18 protein-coding genes are annotated in these 16,349 nt (G+C 30.9%); 14 read left to right on the top strand and 4 right to left on the bottom strand.

All coding sequences use genetic code 11. The annotated features are described in order from the left end of the window. Nucleotides 1-149 precede the first annotated feature (149 nt). Entirely contained in the window at nucleotides 150-743 is a 594-nt protein-coding gene (locus B5E79_RS11995) for a cytidylate kinase-like family protein (RefSeq protein WP_087244798.1), read from the bottom strand. 125 nt (nucleotides 744-868) lie between these two features. Here B5E79_RS11995 and B5E79_RS11990 point away from each other — a divergent pair, with 125 nt between their 5' ends. The 4 genes from B5E79_RS11990 (at nucleotide 869) to B5E79_RS11975 (ending at nucleotide 3,449) form a co-directional block, all read left to right on the top strand. Next, entirely contained in the window at nucleotides 869-1,618 is a 750-nt protein-coding gene (locus tag B5E79_RS11990; protein ID WP_087244797.1) for an MBL fold metallo-hydrolase, read from the top strand. After that, entirely contained in the window at nucleotides 1,608-2,087 is a 480-nt protein-coding gene (gene rlmH / locus B5E79_RS11985; protein WP_087298189.1) for a 23S rRNA (pseudouridine(1915)-N(3))-methyltransferase RlmH, read from the top strand. The genes B5E79_RS11990 and rlmH overlap by 11 nt, the downstream gene beginning before the upstream one ends. A 394-nt stretch (nucleotides 2,088-2,481) precedes the next feature. After that, complete coding sequence (locus B5E79_RS11980; protein WP_087298188.1) at nucleotides 2,482-2,715, top strand: hypothetical protein; 234 nt, start codon at nucleotides 2,482-2,484, stop codon at nucleotides 2,713-2,715. A gap of 14 nt (nucleotides 2,716-2,729) precedes the next feature. Then, on the top strand, nucleotides 2,730-3,449 hold the full coding sequence (locus B5E79_RS11975; protein WP_087298187.1) for a glucosamine-6-phosphate deaminase: 720 nt from the start codon (nucleotides 2,730-2,732) through the stop codon (nucleotides 3,447-3,449). 53 nt (nucleotides 3,450-3,502) lie between these two features. Here B5E79_RS11975 and B5E79_RS11970 read toward each other — a convergent pair whose 3' ends face one another. Both B5E79_RS11970 and B5E79_RS11965 read right to left on the bottom strand, forming a co-directional pair. Continuing rightward, entirely contained in the window at nucleotides 3,503-4,888 is a 1,386-nt protein-coding gene (locus B5E79_RS11970) for a C40 family peptidase (protein WP_143746784.1), read from the bottom strand. 162 nt (nucleotides 4,889-5,050) lie between these two features. After that, nucleotides 5,051-7,111: an elongation factor G gene (locus B5E79_RS11965; RefSeq protein ID WP_087244792.1), complete on the bottom strand. Its 2,061-nt coding sequence runs from the start codon at nucleotides 7,109-7,111 to the stop codon at nucleotides 5,051-5,053. A gap of 140 nt (nucleotides 7,112-7,251) precedes the next feature. Between B5E79_RS11965 and B5E79_RS11960 the strand changes: the two genes are divergently transcribed. From B5E79_RS11960 to galE, 4 genes are read left to right on the top strand one after another with little or no spacing between them, the layout of a single operon-like run. Further along, nucleotides 7,252-7,539: a hypothetical protein gene (locus B5E79_RS11960; protein WP_087244791.1), complete on the top strand. Its 288-nt coding sequence runs from the start codon at nucleotides 7,252-7,254 to the stop codon at nucleotides 7,537-7,539. Then, nucleotides 7,536-8,018, top strand: coding sequence for a peptidylprolyl isomerase (locus B5E79_RS11955; protein ID WP_087244790.1), 483 nt, complete (start codon nucleotides 7,536-7,538; stop codon nucleotides 8,016-8,018). Before B5E79_RS11960 ends, B5E79_RS11955 begins: the two co-directional genes overlap by 4 nt. Nucleotide 8,019: 1 nt before the next feature. Next, the gene (locus B5E79_RS11950; RefSeq protein WP_087244789.1) at nucleotides 8,020-8,283 is read left to right on the top strand and encodes a thioredoxin domain-containing protein; all 264 of its coding nucleotides are present in this window, start codon (nucleotides 8,020-8,022) and stop codon (nucleotides 8,281-8,283) included. Continuing rightward, nucleotides 8,280-9,284, top strand: a complete 1,005-nt coding sequence (gene galE, locus B5E79_RS11945) for a UDP-glucose 4-epimerase GalE (RefSeq protein ID WP_087244788.1) — start codon at nucleotides 8,280-8,282, stop codon at nucleotides 9,282-9,284. The genes B5E79_RS11950 and galE overlap by 4 nt, the downstream gene beginning before the upstream one ends. Before the next feature lie 289 nt (nucleotides 9,285-9,573). On the opposite strand, the gene B5E79_RS11940 is transcribed toward galE, so the two are convergent. After that, nucleotides 9,574-10,344 carry a hypothetical protein gene (locus B5E79_RS11940; RefSeq protein WP_087298185.1) on the bottom strand — a complete coding sequence of 257 codons (771 nt, stop codon included), beginning with the start codon at nucleotides 10,342-10,344 and terminating at the stop codon, nucleotides 9,574-9,576. A 163-nt stretch (nucleotides 10,345-10,507) separates the two neighbouring features. Here B5E79_RS11940 and B5E79_RS11935 point away from each other — a divergent pair, with 163 nt between their 5' ends. From B5E79_RS11935 to B5E79_RS11910, 6 genes are all read left to right on the top strand, one after another. Beyond that, complete coding sequence (locus B5E79_RS11935) at nucleotides 10,508-11,338, top strand: ABC transporter ATP-binding protein (protein WP_087298184.1); 831 nt, start codon at nucleotides 10,508-10,510, stop codon at nucleotides 11,336-11,338. Further along, a complete protein-coding gene (locus tag B5E79_RS11930; RefSeq protein ID WP_224762540.1) occupies nucleotides 11,338-12,060 on the top strand; it encodes an ABC transporter permease in 723 nt (240 codons plus the stop codon). The genes B5E79_RS11935 and B5E79_RS11930 overlap by 1 nt, the downstream gene beginning before the upstream one ends. Nucleotides 12,061-12,131: 71 nt before the next feature. After that, nucleotides 12,132-12,401 carry an acylphosphatase gene (locus tag B5E79_RS11925; protein WP_087244784.1) on the top strand — a complete coding sequence of 90 codons (270 nt, stop codon included), beginning with the start codon at nucleotides 12,132-12,134 and terminating at the stop codon, nucleotides 12,399-12,401. A gap of 246 nt (nucleotides 12,402-12,647) precedes the next feature. Then, a complete protein-coding gene (gene nrdD / locus B5E79_RS11920; RefSeq protein WP_087244403.1) occupies nucleotides 12,648-14,828 on the top strand; it encodes an anaerobic ribonucleoside-triphosphate reductase in 2,181 nt (726 codons plus the stop codon). A 2-nt stretch (nucleotides 14,829-14,830) separates the two neighbouring features. Then, a complete protein-coding gene (gene nrdG, locus B5E79_RS11915) occupies nucleotides 14,831-15,352 on the top strand; it encodes an anaerobic ribonucleoside-triphosphate reductase activating protein (protein WP_087298182.1) in 522 nt (173 codons plus the stop codon). A gap of 85 nt (nucleotides 15,353-15,437) precedes the next feature. Beyond that, nucleotides 15,438-16,097 carry a GyrI-like domain-containing protein gene (locus B5E79_RS11910; protein ID WP_224759478.1) on the top strand — a complete coding sequence of 220 codons (660 nt, stop codon included), beginning with the start codon at nucleotides 15,438-15,440 and terminating at the stop codon, nucleotides 16,095-16,097. Nucleotides 16,098-16,349 lie beyond the last annotated feature (252 nt).

The following is a 16,349-nucleotide window of genomic DNA, read 5'->3' as shown; positions in this document are numbered from 1 at the left end:
TGGAGCCTCAAAGTTTGCGTACTTGGAAAGAAGTCATCCACGACAATGGATATAATACCATATATTCTTTCATTTGAAAACTAAAAGCTGTTGACTTTTTTACTTTGTCAACAGCCTGACCTGCTTATGCAGGTTTTTCTTTTTCAGTATTATTTATTTTTATGTTCACCTTTCTTATATAAAGCAACAATAATATCAGCCACTTCTTCAATACCAAAATCACTATTGATAGTTAAATCAAAATTCTTCAATTGACCCCATTTTTTAGTCGTATAATAATTATAATAATTACTTCTTGCTTTATCTTTTTTCATAACAAATTTTTTATAATCTTCGTGTTTTTCTTTATAGTCTTCTTTAACACGTCTTACTCTTGATTCAAATGGTGCATGAACAAAGACAGTTAAAACATCATCAAAATCTTCTAGAATATAATCAGCGCAACCACTGACAATAATACATGTATCATTTTCAGCAATATGACGGATGATTTTAGACTGCATTGCAAAAACCTGATCGTTTAATGGTAGGGTAAAAGCAGTCGAAGAAAGAGTATACATAAAACTTGATGATTTTTCTTCAGAAACTTTACGAATTGTATCAACATCAAATCCCAATTCTCTGGCAGCAAGATCTATAATTTCATTATCGTAATAAAAGATTCCTAATTTTTCTGCAACACGTTGTGCAATTAAACGACCACCAGATCCGTATTCTCTTGCAATAGTAATAATTCTAGGCATAAAATACCCCTCCTTTGATACTTCTATTTTATCACATTTTTAATTTCTTGTTAAATTTTTCATATATGAAAAAGTTGTTTTTTTATGGTTGAATTTGTATAATAGAATCACAAAGGAGTTGAACTATGGAATTTCATGTTTTAGCAAGTGGATCAAAAGGTAATGCTACATTTATTTATGATCAGCAATGTGGGATATTGATTGATTGTGGTATTACTAGAAAACAACTTTTATTTAAATTAAATCAGTTAGGATTTCATGAAGAAGATATTACTTATGTCTTTTTAACACATGATCATTATGATCATAATAAAAATATTCATATTTTTGATACAGGAAAAATTTATAGTGCTAAAAAGAATATTAAGGATTTAGATGAATATCACACATTAGAACCTTATACGCATCGTCAATTCGGTGTCTTTGATGTTTTAACATTGAGAACATCACATGATGCCAGTGATCCTATTGGATTTGTGATTTCCAGTCAGAATGAAAAGTTATTATATATGACTGATACGGGTTATGTGTCACAAAAAAATCGTCAATATATGCAAAATTTAGATTACTATATCATTGAAAGTAATCATGACATTGAAATGTTGATGGCGACAAAAAGACCGATGTTTTTAAAGAATAGAATTCTTAATGATAAAGGACATTTAAATAATGAATATAGTGCGCATTTAATGTGTGAAATGATAGGGGACAATACAAAAGAAATAGTATTAGCTCATTTATCACAGGAAGCAAATACAAAAGAAAAAGCTCTTGCAACATATGAACAAATATTTGCTAAGGAAAATATTGCTTTTTCAAATATAAAAGTAGCAAGTCAAATTGACGTTGTATCAGGAGGAAACTATGAAAATTAAATTGATTTGTGTTGGAAAATTAAAAGAAAAATATTTAGATGATGGAATCAAAGAATATTTAAAAAGAATATCAGCTTATTCAGATATTGAAGTGATTGAAGTTGCAGATGAAAGAATACCTGACAATCCTTCATTAGCTGAAGAAACAATTGTAAAATCTAAAGAAGGAAGACGTATTTTAGATAAAGTTAAACAAGATGATTATATGATTTTATTAGATGTTCAAGGTAAAGAATTAGATTCAATTCAATTTGCTGAACGTATTGAAGATTGTATGATTAATGGAAAAAGTACGATTGATTTTGTCATTGGTGGATCATTGGGACATGGAGAAGATGTACTAACAAGAGCCAATGCACGTATTAGCTTTTCACAAATGACTTTTCCACATCAATTAATGCGTTTGATTTTAGTTGAACAGATTTATCGTGCATTTAAAATTATAAGACATGAAACATATCATAAATAAACGCATTTGATGTGGTTATTTTTTTACAATATATTTATAATAAAAATGATGCTTGTTTATTGTGTAAAGCTATAGAAAATTCATAGAAGTGGATGAATATGAAATTTTTATATGACTGATAGTTATGAATTGATAGTCAAAGAAATAAAGAGTAAAGTAAATATAGAAAGAATAACAGTGGGAGTCTGAAAATAATAATTTTGAGTAGTACATATGAGAGTTAATAATGATTCGGCATATGTTCATCAAGTCCCTATTTTGAAAATAAGGCTTTTTAAGTAGTAAGAAAAGTTTAGAGTTGTATAAATAAAAAAGTGAAAAGGTATTGTTTTAATCCCAAGATTGGAAGTTTTATTGATGAAGCTATAAATCATGGTGCATAGGAGTGATGCTGATGACAATTATTTGGTATTTTATTATTATGGGAATTTGTTTGGTGACTATTTTTGTTTATTATCATAAAAATAATAAAATCTATAATGAAAATTATATGTCAGAAGGCATAGGACTAGGAATATGTGCTGGAGCCTTATTATTTCGTGATTTAGGTGTTGCTTTAGGAATTAGTTTAGGAATGATGATTGGACTGACAATAGGGATGTTCATAAAAAAAGATAAAAAAAGATAAAGGAGAATATTATTATGAAATTGGTTATTGAAAAAGATTTGAAAGCAATGAGTGAGAGTGCTATGTATATTTTGCTTGGAGCTATGCTGCAAGATAAGAGGGTGAATATTTCTTTAACTTCTGGTAGAACTCCACGTATGTTATATAAGATGATGATTCCGCTAATTAAAGATCAAGAAAAATTTAAAGACATTGAATATTATTTATTTGATGAAAATCCATATATAGGTGAAAAATATGGAACAAACTGGGCTGAGATGAAAGAAATGTTTTTTGAACCAGCACATATTTCCAAAGAACATATCCACCGTATTTCATTGGATAACTGGCAGGATTATGATTGGCAGATTAGACAGGCTGGAGGCATAGATGTGATGGTGATTGGGCTTGGACATGATGGCCATTTTTGTGGTAACTGTCCACGTTGTACACAGTTTGACAGTTACACTTACTGTATGGAATATAAAGATAAATTGGCAGTGAATCCAACTTATGGTGAAAGACCTCGACAACCTTATACGATTACAATGGGAGCTAAAAGTTTAATGCGTGTTAAACATTTAGTGATGATTGTAGATGGTCAAGAAAAAGCAGAGATATTCAAGCGTTTTATAGAAGAACCAATCAGTCAAGAGGTTCCAGCAACGATTTTGAAACTTCATCCTAATTTTACAGTGATTTGTGATGAGGCAGCAGCATCATTGTTATCTAAAAACAAAGATTTAAGATTGTAAAAGCGATAGAAAATATCGCTTTTTTGCATGAAAAAAAGACATCTCAAGGATGTCTAATATAAACGACGGCAAGTATACCATTCATTTTGCCAATAACTATAACTTAAATTAGCGACTTGGACAGGTTGCCCCGTAGATGGTGCATGAACCATTTGGTTGTTTCCAATATAAATACCTACATGGTGAACACCACTGGCTTGTCCATTACTACTAAAGAGAATAATATCGCCTGCTTGTAATTCACTTCTTGATATACCTGTTCCAGCATTGATGAGTGAACCAGTATAATGGATACGTCCTAAGTTGACTCCAGCCTGATAGTGTGACCAATTGACTAATCCAGAACAATCAAATTGTGTCCAATTAGGATTTTGAATACTGCTCCAACTGTGTCCACCACCCCATACATACATGTAACCTTGACGTGATAAAGCTTTATTTGCAATGGCTAAACCAAGTTCTTCACTAGATGTTAAGCTGTCACCAGGAGTTGTATTGTTGTTTTCCTGATTATTGTTTTCATTGTTATTATTGTTATCTTCTTTTTCATCATTTTGATTTGAATTGCTTTGATTAGATTCATTTTGATCTTCACTTGGCTTTTGTGTTGATTGAGAATCAGATGGAGAAGAAGGCTTTTTATTTGGTGTTGCCTGTGTGACATTATTGACCTTTGAAGCATTTGATGCCTTTTGAATGGCTGCTAAATTCTTTTGGATAGTTTCAATAGATTCTTGATTTGCTGCTGCTTCAGAATTATTGTTGGCAATTGTTTTATTTTGTTCAGTCAGTTTAGCCTGGAATGTTTTTTGTAGACTAGCCTGTTCTTTTTTGTCGGCTTCTAAAGAATCCTTTAGATTTTTTAAAGTTGTTTCTTGCTTTTCAACTTCTTTTAAATTTTCATTAATTTGAGCAATCAATTCATTATCATAATTTGTAATTTCTTTGATATTAATGACACGACTCATAAAATCAGAAAAAGTGTCTGCTCCAAAAATATAAGTTGTAAAGATATGAGAATTTAAAGTTGTTTGCATACTATACAAACGTTCTTGAAGTTGTTCACTTTGTTTTTCAACTTCTTTTTTGAGTTTATCTATACTATCTTGAACATAGTTGAGTTCACTTTGAGCTGATTCTATTTTGGTATCAATTTGTGAAATTTTATCAGCAATTTTTGCAAGATCATCTTTTGTATCTTCAGCTTCTTTTTTAGCCTGAGAAGCTTCTTGTTTTAATCCTTTATTTTTTTCATATAAATAACTATTAAACTCTTTACATGTTGTTTGCTGATTACTCGTTAATTTTGAAGAAGAGCATAGTTTAATATATTTGGATTCTTGACCTTCAAAATCAGTAGCATTGACTATATATGTTGATGCCAAAGCACAAGCCAGCATACTTAATGATAAAAGAGAGGCGACAATTTTCTTTTTCATCACAAGAGATTCCTCCTTTATTGCTATAATTCTATAATCTATTCTAAAGCATTTTTGGAAACTGTCAAATAAAATCAAGGAATTCTTACTGGAATATTATGGGAATTCATGTGATTATAACTATAAATTTTAAAAAAAGAAGCTCCTAAGAGCTTCTGACTACTATTGTTGATGGTTTGCAATCACACGTTTGGCAACATGTTCAGGAGCAAATTCATATCCCAAAAATTCCATATCAAAGAAGCCTTGACCTTGTGTCATTGCTCGTAAATCAACAGCATAATTCATGACTTCTTCTTGTGGGGCTTCAGCTGTAATCTTAATTAAACCATCTTCTAAGATTTCACTTCCCATCACACGCGCACGTTTTTTATTGAAATGCCCCATAATATCTCCCGTAAATTGTTCATCAATATAAACGTGTAAAGTCATGAATGGTTCTAATAAAGCTGGTTTTGCTTTTTCCATAGCTTCTTTAAAACACATAATTGTAGCTGTTTTAAATGCCATTTCAGAAGAATCGACACTGTGATATGAACCATCAATCAAAGTGGCTTTAATACCTAAAACAGGGTACTGTGCCAAAATACCATGTTTTGTTGCTTCTACTAAACCTTTTTCTACAGCAGGGAAATAAGCTTTAGGAACGGCTCCACCAAAGATTTTTTCTTCAAAGACAAAAGGAACAGTATAATCATGTAAAGGTTCAAATGTCATTTCAACATCACCATATTGTCCATGTCCACCTGATTGTTTCTTGTATTTATATCTTTGTGTCACTTGACCACGAATTGTTTCTCGATAAGGAATAATAATATTATCTAAAGTGACATCAATCTTAAATCTTTCTTTTAATTTAGAAACAACACTATCAATATGAATATCACCAATACCATAAATACATTGTTGTTTTGTTTCTGGATTGTTTTCAAATTTTAATGTTTTATCTTCTTCTAGAAGTTTATTAATAGCATTTGTAATTTTTTCTTCATTAGCCTTACCTACAGGTTTAATAGCTTTACCATAGTATGGTTTTGAAAATAAAATAGTTTCATAAGTCATACGATAATCTAAAGTACATAAAGTATCATTCGTTTGTGTATATGATAATTTAGATAAAGCACCAATATCCCCAGCATAGAGGCAATCTGTTTCAATCAAATCTTTACCTTTCATCACATAAAGTTTATTGATCTTTTCAGCTTCTTTTTTCTGTACATTAAATAATGTGATACCTGTACGAATAGAACCTGTACAAACTTTAAATAAAGAAATACGACCAACAAAAGGATCGGCAATTGTTTTAAAAACAAATAATGATGGAGCTAAAGATTCATCATAACCAATCAAATCATCTTCATCCGTTTCTTCATTATGCACAACCATAGAATTAACCATATCTCCAGCAGCACTAAAGAATGCCACCATAGAATTTAAAATGATTTGAATACCAATTTGATTTGTTCCACATAAAACAGGAATCAATGTTTTATTCATAACACCTTGACGTAATGCCCAAGAAATTTCTTCTTTTGTAAAAGGTTCTTCATTAATATATTTTTCTAATAATTCATCATTGGTATTCGCGACAGCTTCGTCAATCATGTTTTTAATAGGTGTTATTTCGTCCCACATATTATCAGGAATAGGACAAGGATGAGTCTGTTCACCATCAAAATAACGACCTTCCATTTTCGCAACATTGACATAACCTACCATTTTATGACCTTCCATGATTGGCACTTGAATCGGTGCAATAGCTTTACCATAAGTCATTTTTAAATCTTCAAGTTTTTGATGATAGGCAGCATTAGGGTAATCTAAGCCACTAATATAAATCATTTTAGCTTTGTCATAAGCTTTATGCATTGCTTCCTTAGTACCAACACTAATACCTTCTGTAGCAGGTACAACAATTAATGCACTTTCAGCAACCTTTAAAGCCGCTTCTACTTCACCGATAAAATCAAAAGAACCAGGCGTATCTAACAAATTGATTTTACAGTTGTTCCATTCAAGAGGAATAACAGATAATCCTACAGAAGAATGTCTTTTGATTTCTTCAGGTGAATAATCACTAAGGGTATTCCCGTCTTCAATTCTTCCAATACGATTTGTTAAACCAGCACGATAAGCCATGGCTTCAATCACACTGGTTTTGCCACTCCCAGAGTGACCTAACACAACGACATTTCCAATTTCGTTTGAGTGATAAGCTCTCATTATCATCACGCTCCTTTAATATTTTTTTGGAATATCTTTCTTTCATTTTAACATATTTATAATTCAATGAAAACGGTTACAGCATAATTATAGTGAAATTTATTGAAAAAGATGTTATGATAGTGTCAGGAGGATAAAACATGGAAGTAGGACTGATTATTATATTGTTTTTGTCAAATGCTTTAGCATTGGATTGTCTTTATAATCATAGAATTAAAACCACGGGAGCTTTATTGATTCTCAATCTATGTTTAACTGTCGCTTTAGCATATCAATTTGAACAAATGAATAAAATAGTACATCTATTATTAGGTTTAATAGCATTAATTGTTTTATTTTTTGGTATAAAATTTTATTTACAAAAGAAAAAAGAACAAACAATACAGAAAAATGATCGAATGATTGAAGAGAAAGAGGATAAGTTATGAAAACGATTGATTTTGAAATTGAAATGGAAAATGGAGAAGTAATGTCTGGTGAATTATATCCTGAGATTGCGCCTCGTACTGTGAAGAATTTTGTTGACCTGATTGAAAGCCACTTTTATGATGGATTGATTTTCCATCGTGTCATTGCTGGCTTTATGATTCAAGGTGGAGGATATGATAAAGATATGCATATTCATGAAACACCAGCGATTAAAGGTGAATTTAAAAGCAATGGTATTGATAATCCTTTATTACATACAAGAGGAGTGCTTTCCATGGCACGTACGATGATTAAGGATTCTGCCAGCTCACAGTTTTTTATCATGCATGAAGATGCACCTCATTTAGATGGGGAGTATGCAGCTTTTGGAAAAATCACAAAAGGGAAACATGTGATTGATGAAATCGCTAATGTCCCAACAGATGCTCGTGATTGTCCAATTGAACCTGTTGTGATTAAGACAATGAGGTTAATTTAATATGAAATTATTTTATTTAAAGAATTGTCCATATTGTCGTCAGGCATTAGCCTGGATACAAGAATTGTATCAGCAGGATGCAAAGTATCAACGTATTCCTTTAGAAATGATTGAAGAAAGTGAACAGAGTGAATTGGCTGATACTTATGATTATTATTATGTTCCTTGTTTTTTTGAAGGAACAAAGAAATTACATGAAGGCGCTATAACAAAAGAAGCGATTCAAAAGATATTTGATGATTATTTAAGGGAGGAAAACAAATGAGAATATTAGTAACAGGTGGCGCAGGATATATTGGAAGCCACACAGTTGTAGAATTGATGCAGGAAGGACATGAGGTTGTCATTGTAGATAACTTTTATAATTCTAAACCTGAAGCATTAGATAACATTGCAAAAATCACTGGAAAAAGACCTGCTTTTTATGAAGTAGATTGTTGTGATTTAGAAGCAATGGAAAAAGTTTTTCAAGATAATCAAATTGATGGGGCTATTCATTTTGCTGGGTATAAGGCAGTGGGTGAATCAGTTCAAAAACCAATGGAATATTATCAAAACAATTTATTGAGTACACTTGTTTTATGTCAATTGTTAAGAAAATATAATTGTAAAAATTTGATTTTCTCATCAAGTGCAACTGTTTATGGAAATCCTCACACAGTTCCTATTCAAGAAGATTTCCCATTAGGACCAACAACAAATCCATATGGAACAACAAAATTAATGATTGAAAATATATTAAGAGATATTTATATTTCAGATCATGAATGGAATATTGTTTTATTAAGATATTTTAATCCTATTGGTGCACATGAAAGTGGATTATTAGGAGAAGATCCAAATGGTATACCAAATAACTTAGTTCCATATATTTCTAAAGTTGCAGTAGGAGAATTAGAATGCTTAGGTGTTTTTGGAAATGATTATGATACACCTGATGGAACAGGAGTCAGAGATTATATTCATGTTGTCGATTTAGCCAAAGGACATGTGAAAGCTTTAAAGAAACTTGTTGGTGATCATGGTGTTTATACTTATAATTTAGGAACTGGTCATGGTTATAGTGTTTTAGATATTGTGAAAGCTTATGAAAAAGCGAACAATGTAACAATCAATTATGAAATCAAACCAAGACGTGCTGGAGATATTGCAACTTGTTATGCTGATCCAACAAAAGCAAGAGAAGAACTTGATTGGGTAGCTGAAAAAACATTAGAAGATATGTGTAAAGATGCCTATAACTTTATTACTCATAACAAAAAATAAAGAATAGATGTTGAAGCTGTTGACTATATATGTTAACAGCTTTTTTTGATGAAATTTTATATTTATGCAACGATTAATGAAAAATGATAAGAAGATGGATGTTATATGTTTGATAGATGGAATCCCTTTTCTTTTTTTCCTTATAGGAAATATGATGAGTTTATTAGGCTATGATTTATTATCTTGTATTTTAATGAAGAAATAAAAAATAATATGAAACCTAATTCTTTCAAAGTTTTGATATTAAAAAATACGACAATGATTAACATGTTAGTCGTTGTCGTATTTTTTATTTTTTTGCACCACAAATACTGCAATACTGATAATCTACATAAGTCTCAGTATATGTTTTTTCTTCTTGGTGAGTTTTTGCAGGTACAGTTTCATAATTTGTTATAATGGAGTGATCATTCGTATATTGATCATGACCATTAGCATCTTTTCCTAGATAGAGTTCAGGGGGATTCGTATATCCTGTTGTTTTCATCCATTGCATTTTTTGGACTGACCATTCCTTAAATACTTCAGGGTCTGTTGTTTCTGTCCATTTCTTACTATCCCACCAATACAATCGATATGTAGGGACTTCCTTTGAAGTTTCTGGTTCATCAACAACTGTTACTTTTTTTGTAACTTGTCTTTTGGCAGTATGGTCTTTCCATACATGTTCATGGGTTGATGATGAACTTTGGTTTGTAGAAGAACTTTTATTGGTTGTTGTCTTTTGTGAGCTTTTTGAAGTTGATTGTGTTTGAGAATTCTTTTTTGATGTTTGTGTTTGAGTATCTTTATTTGTTTCTTTTGTTTTTGATGCTGAATCATTTGAAGATTCTTGATTTTGTGATGAGTTGTTATCAGATTTTATGGTTGCTGTGTCTTGTTCTTGTTTTGAATCATCTGATTGTTGATTGGTAACAACTGTCTGATTCTCTGCTTTTTTTGTAACTGTCTGATTTTTTGAAAAGAAAAAGATACAAAGACAAAATATGATGATGAAAATAATTACTGCAATTATGATCATGGTTCTCTTTTTATTTGTGACAGGTAATTTGAAATTCATTTGAAAACTCCTTTCATCTTTTTTGCTTTTTTATTATAGCACAAAATCATACGATTGATCATGAATTATAATGTTATGTAAAAATAAAGGAAAGAAATGGTAAAATGATTGTCTGTTAAAAATGACTATGATACGATGAAAGTAGGAAAAAGGAGGGAGTATGATGGATAAAAATGTTATTGAGGTTAAGCAACTATCAAAAAGTTTTCAGAAGACAGTTGCTTTACAAGGATGTGATTTTTCAGTTCGAAAAGGGGAAATTTTTGGTTTTTTAGGTCCTTCAGGAGCTGGAAAGACAACAACGATTAAATTATTGACGGGACAGTTAAAAAGTGATGGAGGAGATATTCAGATACTAGGGGAGAAGCCTTTTTCTTCAAAAATAAAAAGTCGAATAGGGATTATGAGTGATAATAGTGGATTATATGAAAAGATGAGTGTTTATGATAATTTACTGTTATTTGCAAAAATCTATGATATTGATAAAAGGTGTATTGAAAAAGTCTTAGAAGAAGTTGATTTATTAGATGCTAAAAAGCAATTGGTTAGTCAATTATCAAAAGGAATGAAACAACGATTAATCTTTGCTAGAACCATTATTCATTCACCATCTCTTCTGTTTTTGGATGAACCAACAGCAAATTTAGATCCCTCAACTGCTAATGAGGTAAGGGAAATTATCAAGAAACTTAATGCGAAAGGGACGACTGTCTTTTTAACAACTCATAATATGGAAGAAGCAGATGAAATGTGTCATCGTGTTGCATTTTTGAATCATGGACACATTATTGAAAGTGGACATCCTGAAGATTTGAAACTTAAATATTCTAAAAAACAGATTCGTATGAAAACAAGTCAAGAAGACTATACGATTCCTTTAGATCCAAAACTTTTAAAACAGGAATTGGAACATATTGATGAACTATTAATGATTCATTCCATTGAACCAACTTTAAAAGAAGTTTTTTTAACATTGACTAAGGAGGAATCATGATGAATATACGTATTTGTAAAGCTTTGTTTATGAAGGATTTAAAGAATTGCTTCGTTAATAAAAATGTTTTTTTAATGTTGGCTTTGCCAGTTTTATTTGGTGTGATGTATAAATTTTTATTAGGGGATATTCTTAAGGGAGCTACAGGGAGTTTTGTTATTGTTATGTGTATTATTATGACAATTTCTATTGTTCCACTGAATGTTTTAGCCAATATGGTTGCTGAAGAGAAAGAAAAACATACTTTACGTTCTTTAATGTTGGCTAATGTCAGTGCAACTGATTTCTTATTGAGTAAAGCTTTTGTTGCACTGGTTTTGATGTTGATTGATGGCATTCTTATTTTTCTGGTTTGTCAGGAGCCAATGGAGTATTTTGGATATTTCCTTATCTTTTATGTTTTATCATCTTTAAGTGTCTTGTTTTTTGGAGCACTGGTAGGTCTACTTTCTAAAGATCAGATGAGTGCTGGAACATTGAGTTCTCCGTTGATGATTTTATTAATGTTGCCACCTATGTTCAGTCAGCTTAATGAAATGATTGAAAAGATTGCAGTTATTTTTCCAACAACATCTTTCCAAACGCTTTATTCACAATTGTCAGTTCAACAACCTTTCTTTAATCAGGAGACAGTGATAGCTATAATTGTCTGTATAGTATGGATTCTATTAGGGGTGATAGCTTTCATGTATGGTTATAAGAAAAAAGGATTGGATGATTAGAGAAATCTCATATCGATTTCTCTTTTTTTCATTTTTATAAAATGATAAAATAGAAAAAAAGAGGTGGTTATATGGTGAGAAAACATTTCATTTTTAAAGGGCGTGTACAAGGGGTTGGATTTCGTATTACATTTTACCAACAGGCGACACGTTTGCATTTAACAGGTTGGGTTAGAAATTTAAGTAATGGTGATGTGGAAGCATGCTTACAAGGAGAACTTTCTTTGATTCAGCAGGTTATTGACTATATGCATAGTATTCGCTATATTCGAATAGAACAATGTGAAGTTGAAGATTTGGCAGTTTTAGAGAATGAAAAAAGTTTTGAAATGAAATATTAGCGTTAGCGATTATTTTCTTGAGAATTATGTGCTTTATACTTTTATTTTGTCGATGAATAAGCTATAATAGATTCATACAAGTTTATAGAAAACAGATACATAAATCAAAAAGTATTGATATAATCAATGCTTTTTGATTTTGTTTGTGGAGAATTAAAAAAATCTTGAGTGATGGTGTATATTCCTTTTATTCAAAAGATGAATATGATAAACTAACAATTACAATAACAAGGAGGAAGGGTTTTTATGAAAATTATTAAACGTAATGGATCTGAAGTCTTATTTGATCAAACGAAAATTACTGCAGCGATTGAAAAAGCCAATAATGAAGTTGTAGAAACAGATAGATTATCAGACGAAGATATTGATAATATTACAAATAATGTGAAGTATCAATGTGAAAAAATGAAAAGAGCGCTAAATGTTGAGGAAATTCAAAATCTTGTTGAAAATGAAATTATGAAATTGAATGCTTTTGCAGTGGCAAGAAAATATATTACATATCGTTATATGAGAGCATTAGTGCGTAAATCAAATACAACAGATGAACAGATTTTAAGCTTGATTGAATGTGCTAATGAAGAAGTTAAACAAGAAAATTCTAATAAGAATCCAACTGTTAATAGTGTTCAAAGAGATTACATGGCAGGAGAAGTCAGCAAAGATATTACAAAACGTCTATTATTACCAGGACATATTGTGAAAGCTCATGAAGAAGGAATTATTCACTTTCATGATTCAGACTATTTTGCTCAACATATGCATAACTGCTGTTTAGTTAATCTTGAAGATATGCTACAAAATGGAACTGTCATCAGTGAAACAATGATTGAAAGACCTAAGAGCTTTTCTACAGCCTGCAATATTGCAACACAGATTATTGCACAGGTTGCAAGTTCACAATACGGGGGACAAAGTATCAGTTTATCTCACTTAGCTCCTTTTGTTGATGTCAGTCGTCAAAAATTCAGAAAAGAAGTAAGAGAAGAATTTGAACAGGAAAATATTCCTGTCAGTGAAGAACAAATTAATGAATTGGCTGAATATCGTGTGCGTAAAGAAATTAATCGTGGTGTCCAAATGATTCAATATCAGGTTATTACGTTAATGACAACAAATGGGCAAGCACCATTTGTAACTGTCTTTATGTATTTAAATGAAGTCCCTGATGGACAAATCAAAGATGATTTAGCTTTAATTATTGAAGAAACATTAAACCAAAGAATTTTAGGTGTTAAAAATGAAAAAGGTGTTTATGTAACACCAGCCTTTCCTAAATTAATCTATGTTTTAGAAGAAAATAATATTAGTGAAGACAGCAAATATTGGTATTTAACTGAATTGGCAGCAAAATGTACAGCGAAACGTATGGTTCCAGATTATATTTCTGAAAAGAAAATGTTGGAATTAAAAGTTGATAAAAATGATGAAGGACATTGTTATACATGTATGGGATGTCGTAGTTTCTTAACACCATATGTTGATCCTGAAACAAATAAACCTAAATATTATGGGCGTTTCAATCAAGGTGTTGTGACAATCAATCTTGTGGATGTTGCCTGCTCTTCTAAAGGTGATATGAAAGAGTTCTGGCGTATTATGGATGAAAGATTGGATTTATGTAAAGAAGCGTTAATGTGTCGTCATAATCGTTTAAAAGGAACTGTCAGTGATGTGGCACCTATTTTATGGCAATATGGTGCTCTAGCAAGACTTAAAAAAGGTGAAACAATTGATAAATTATTATATGGTGGATATTCAACAATATCATTAGGTTATGCGGGTCTTTGTGAATGTGTCAAATATATGACAGGAAAATCACATACCGATCCAGATGCAACACCATTTGCATTAGAAGTAATGCAACATTTAAATGATGCCTGTGCAAAATGGAAAGAAGAAGAAAACATTGATTTTAGTTTATATGGAACACCAATTGAATCAACAACATATAAGTTTGCAAAATGTTTACAAAAACGTTTTGGAAAAATTCCAGGTGTGACAGATAAAAACTATATTACAAATAGTTATCATGTTAATGTTACTGAAGAAATTGATGCTTTTACAAAATTAACATTTGAATCACAATTCCAGAAATTATCACCAGGAGGAGCTATCAGCTATGTTGAAGTTCCAAATATGCAAGATAATATTGAAGCCGTTTTAGCTGTGATGAAACATATTTATGAACATATTATGTATGCAGAATTAAATACAAAGAGCGATTACTGCATGGAATGTGGTTATGATGGAGAGATTCAAATCAAAGAAGATAAAGATGGAAAATTGATTTGGGTATGTCCAAACTGTGGTAATACAAATCAAGATAAAATGAGTGTTGCTAGACGTACATGTGGATATATTGGAACACAATTCTGGAATCAAGGGCGAACACAAGAAATTAAAGAACGTGTTCTTCACTTATAAACATGAAGTATGCAACAATTAAAACAGTAGATATAGCCAATGGAACAGGAGTGAGAGTTTCACTCTTTGTTTCTGGCTGTACTCATCGTTGCCCTGAATGTTTCAATGAGATCGCATGGGATTTTAATTATGGACAGGAGTTTAACCAAGAAACAATTGATTTGATTTTAAAAGCATTAGAACCAAGTCATATTGCGGGATTAACGCTTTTAGGCGGAGAACCTATGGAACTTGTTAATCAGGAGGGATTGTTACCTTTATTACAACAAGTTCGAAAAATGTATCCTGATAAAGATATTTGGTGTTATACAGGCTATCTTTATGAAGATCTGTTACCAGGTGGCAAGGTGCATGGACCTTACAGTGATGAAATATTAAGTTATCTTGATATATTGGTTGATGGACCATTTATATTAGCTCAAAAAAATATTAGTTTAAAGTTTAGAGGATCTGAAAATCAAAGAATTATTGATGTTAAGCGTACAAATCAATCTCGCCAAATTGTTTTGTGGGATGAAAAGTGATTTTAAAAAAATCGCTTTTTTTGTGTGAAAAATAAAAAATGCGAAGATAAAAAATAAAAAAATCCTAAAATAAGTGGATATTTTTATGAAAATTATATATAATGTAAAGGCAATGGAAGGAGGATTCTTAGTGAAAGAAGGCATTAGAAGAGAGTATAAAAAACAATATGATGCTTCAACAAAAAGAATAGATGTTGTAGATGTGCCAGAGTTTAATTTTCTGATGGTTGATGGAATCGGAAATCCAAATGTGGAAGAATTTAAGTTAAAAGCAGAGGCTTTACATATATTATCGAAAGCAATTAAAGATTATTTTAAAGAAGAAATGGATTTATTATACCTCATTTCTCCATTAGAAGGATTATGGGATACATATGATAATAGTCAGTTTGATGTGACACGAAAAAAGATGATTAAATTTACATTAATGATTGCTCAACCTAAAGTTCTTGATGAGCAGACTTTTGAAACAATTAAGGAAAATATAACATTAAAAAAAGATAATCCTTATCTTGTTGATGTTTATTTAAAAAGGTTTAAAGAAGGACGTTGTGTGCAGATGATGCATAAAGGAGCTTATAATACAGAAATTAATACAACCAAACAAATTATGGAATATATTACAATTCAGGGAATGAAATTAAGTGGTTTTCATCATGAAATTTATTTAAATGATCCTGAAAGAAATCCAGTGGATAAACTCAAAACAATTGTAAGATATGCTATTGAAGAAGAGGGGGTATAACCCCTTTTTTATATCAAAGGAGCTAACTATATAAAAATCAAGTCATTTGATGAAAAAGTTTGAAAATGTTAAATGATTTGATTATGCTAGCTCATCAATATGTAAGATCTTTGAAATGTGAATATGATTTGTATTTTTGGGCATGACGAAAACAGCCTATGGAATAGACTTTTTATGAATACGGTTTCATTTTCTTTCTATCTCAGTAACGATGCATCAAACTGCTGATTTGTCGTTACCAGATGATAGATG

This window comes from Massilimicrobiota sp. An134 (assembly GCF_002160815.1).
In the GTDB taxonomy this organism is placed as follows: Bacteria; Bacillota_I; Bacilli_A; order Erysipelotrichales; family Coprobacillaceae; genus Allocoprobacillus; species Allocoprobacillus merdigallinarum.
The sequence above is the reverse complement of the archived record's forward strand: the minus strand, read 5'-3'. Positions and strand labels throughout refer to the sequence as shown.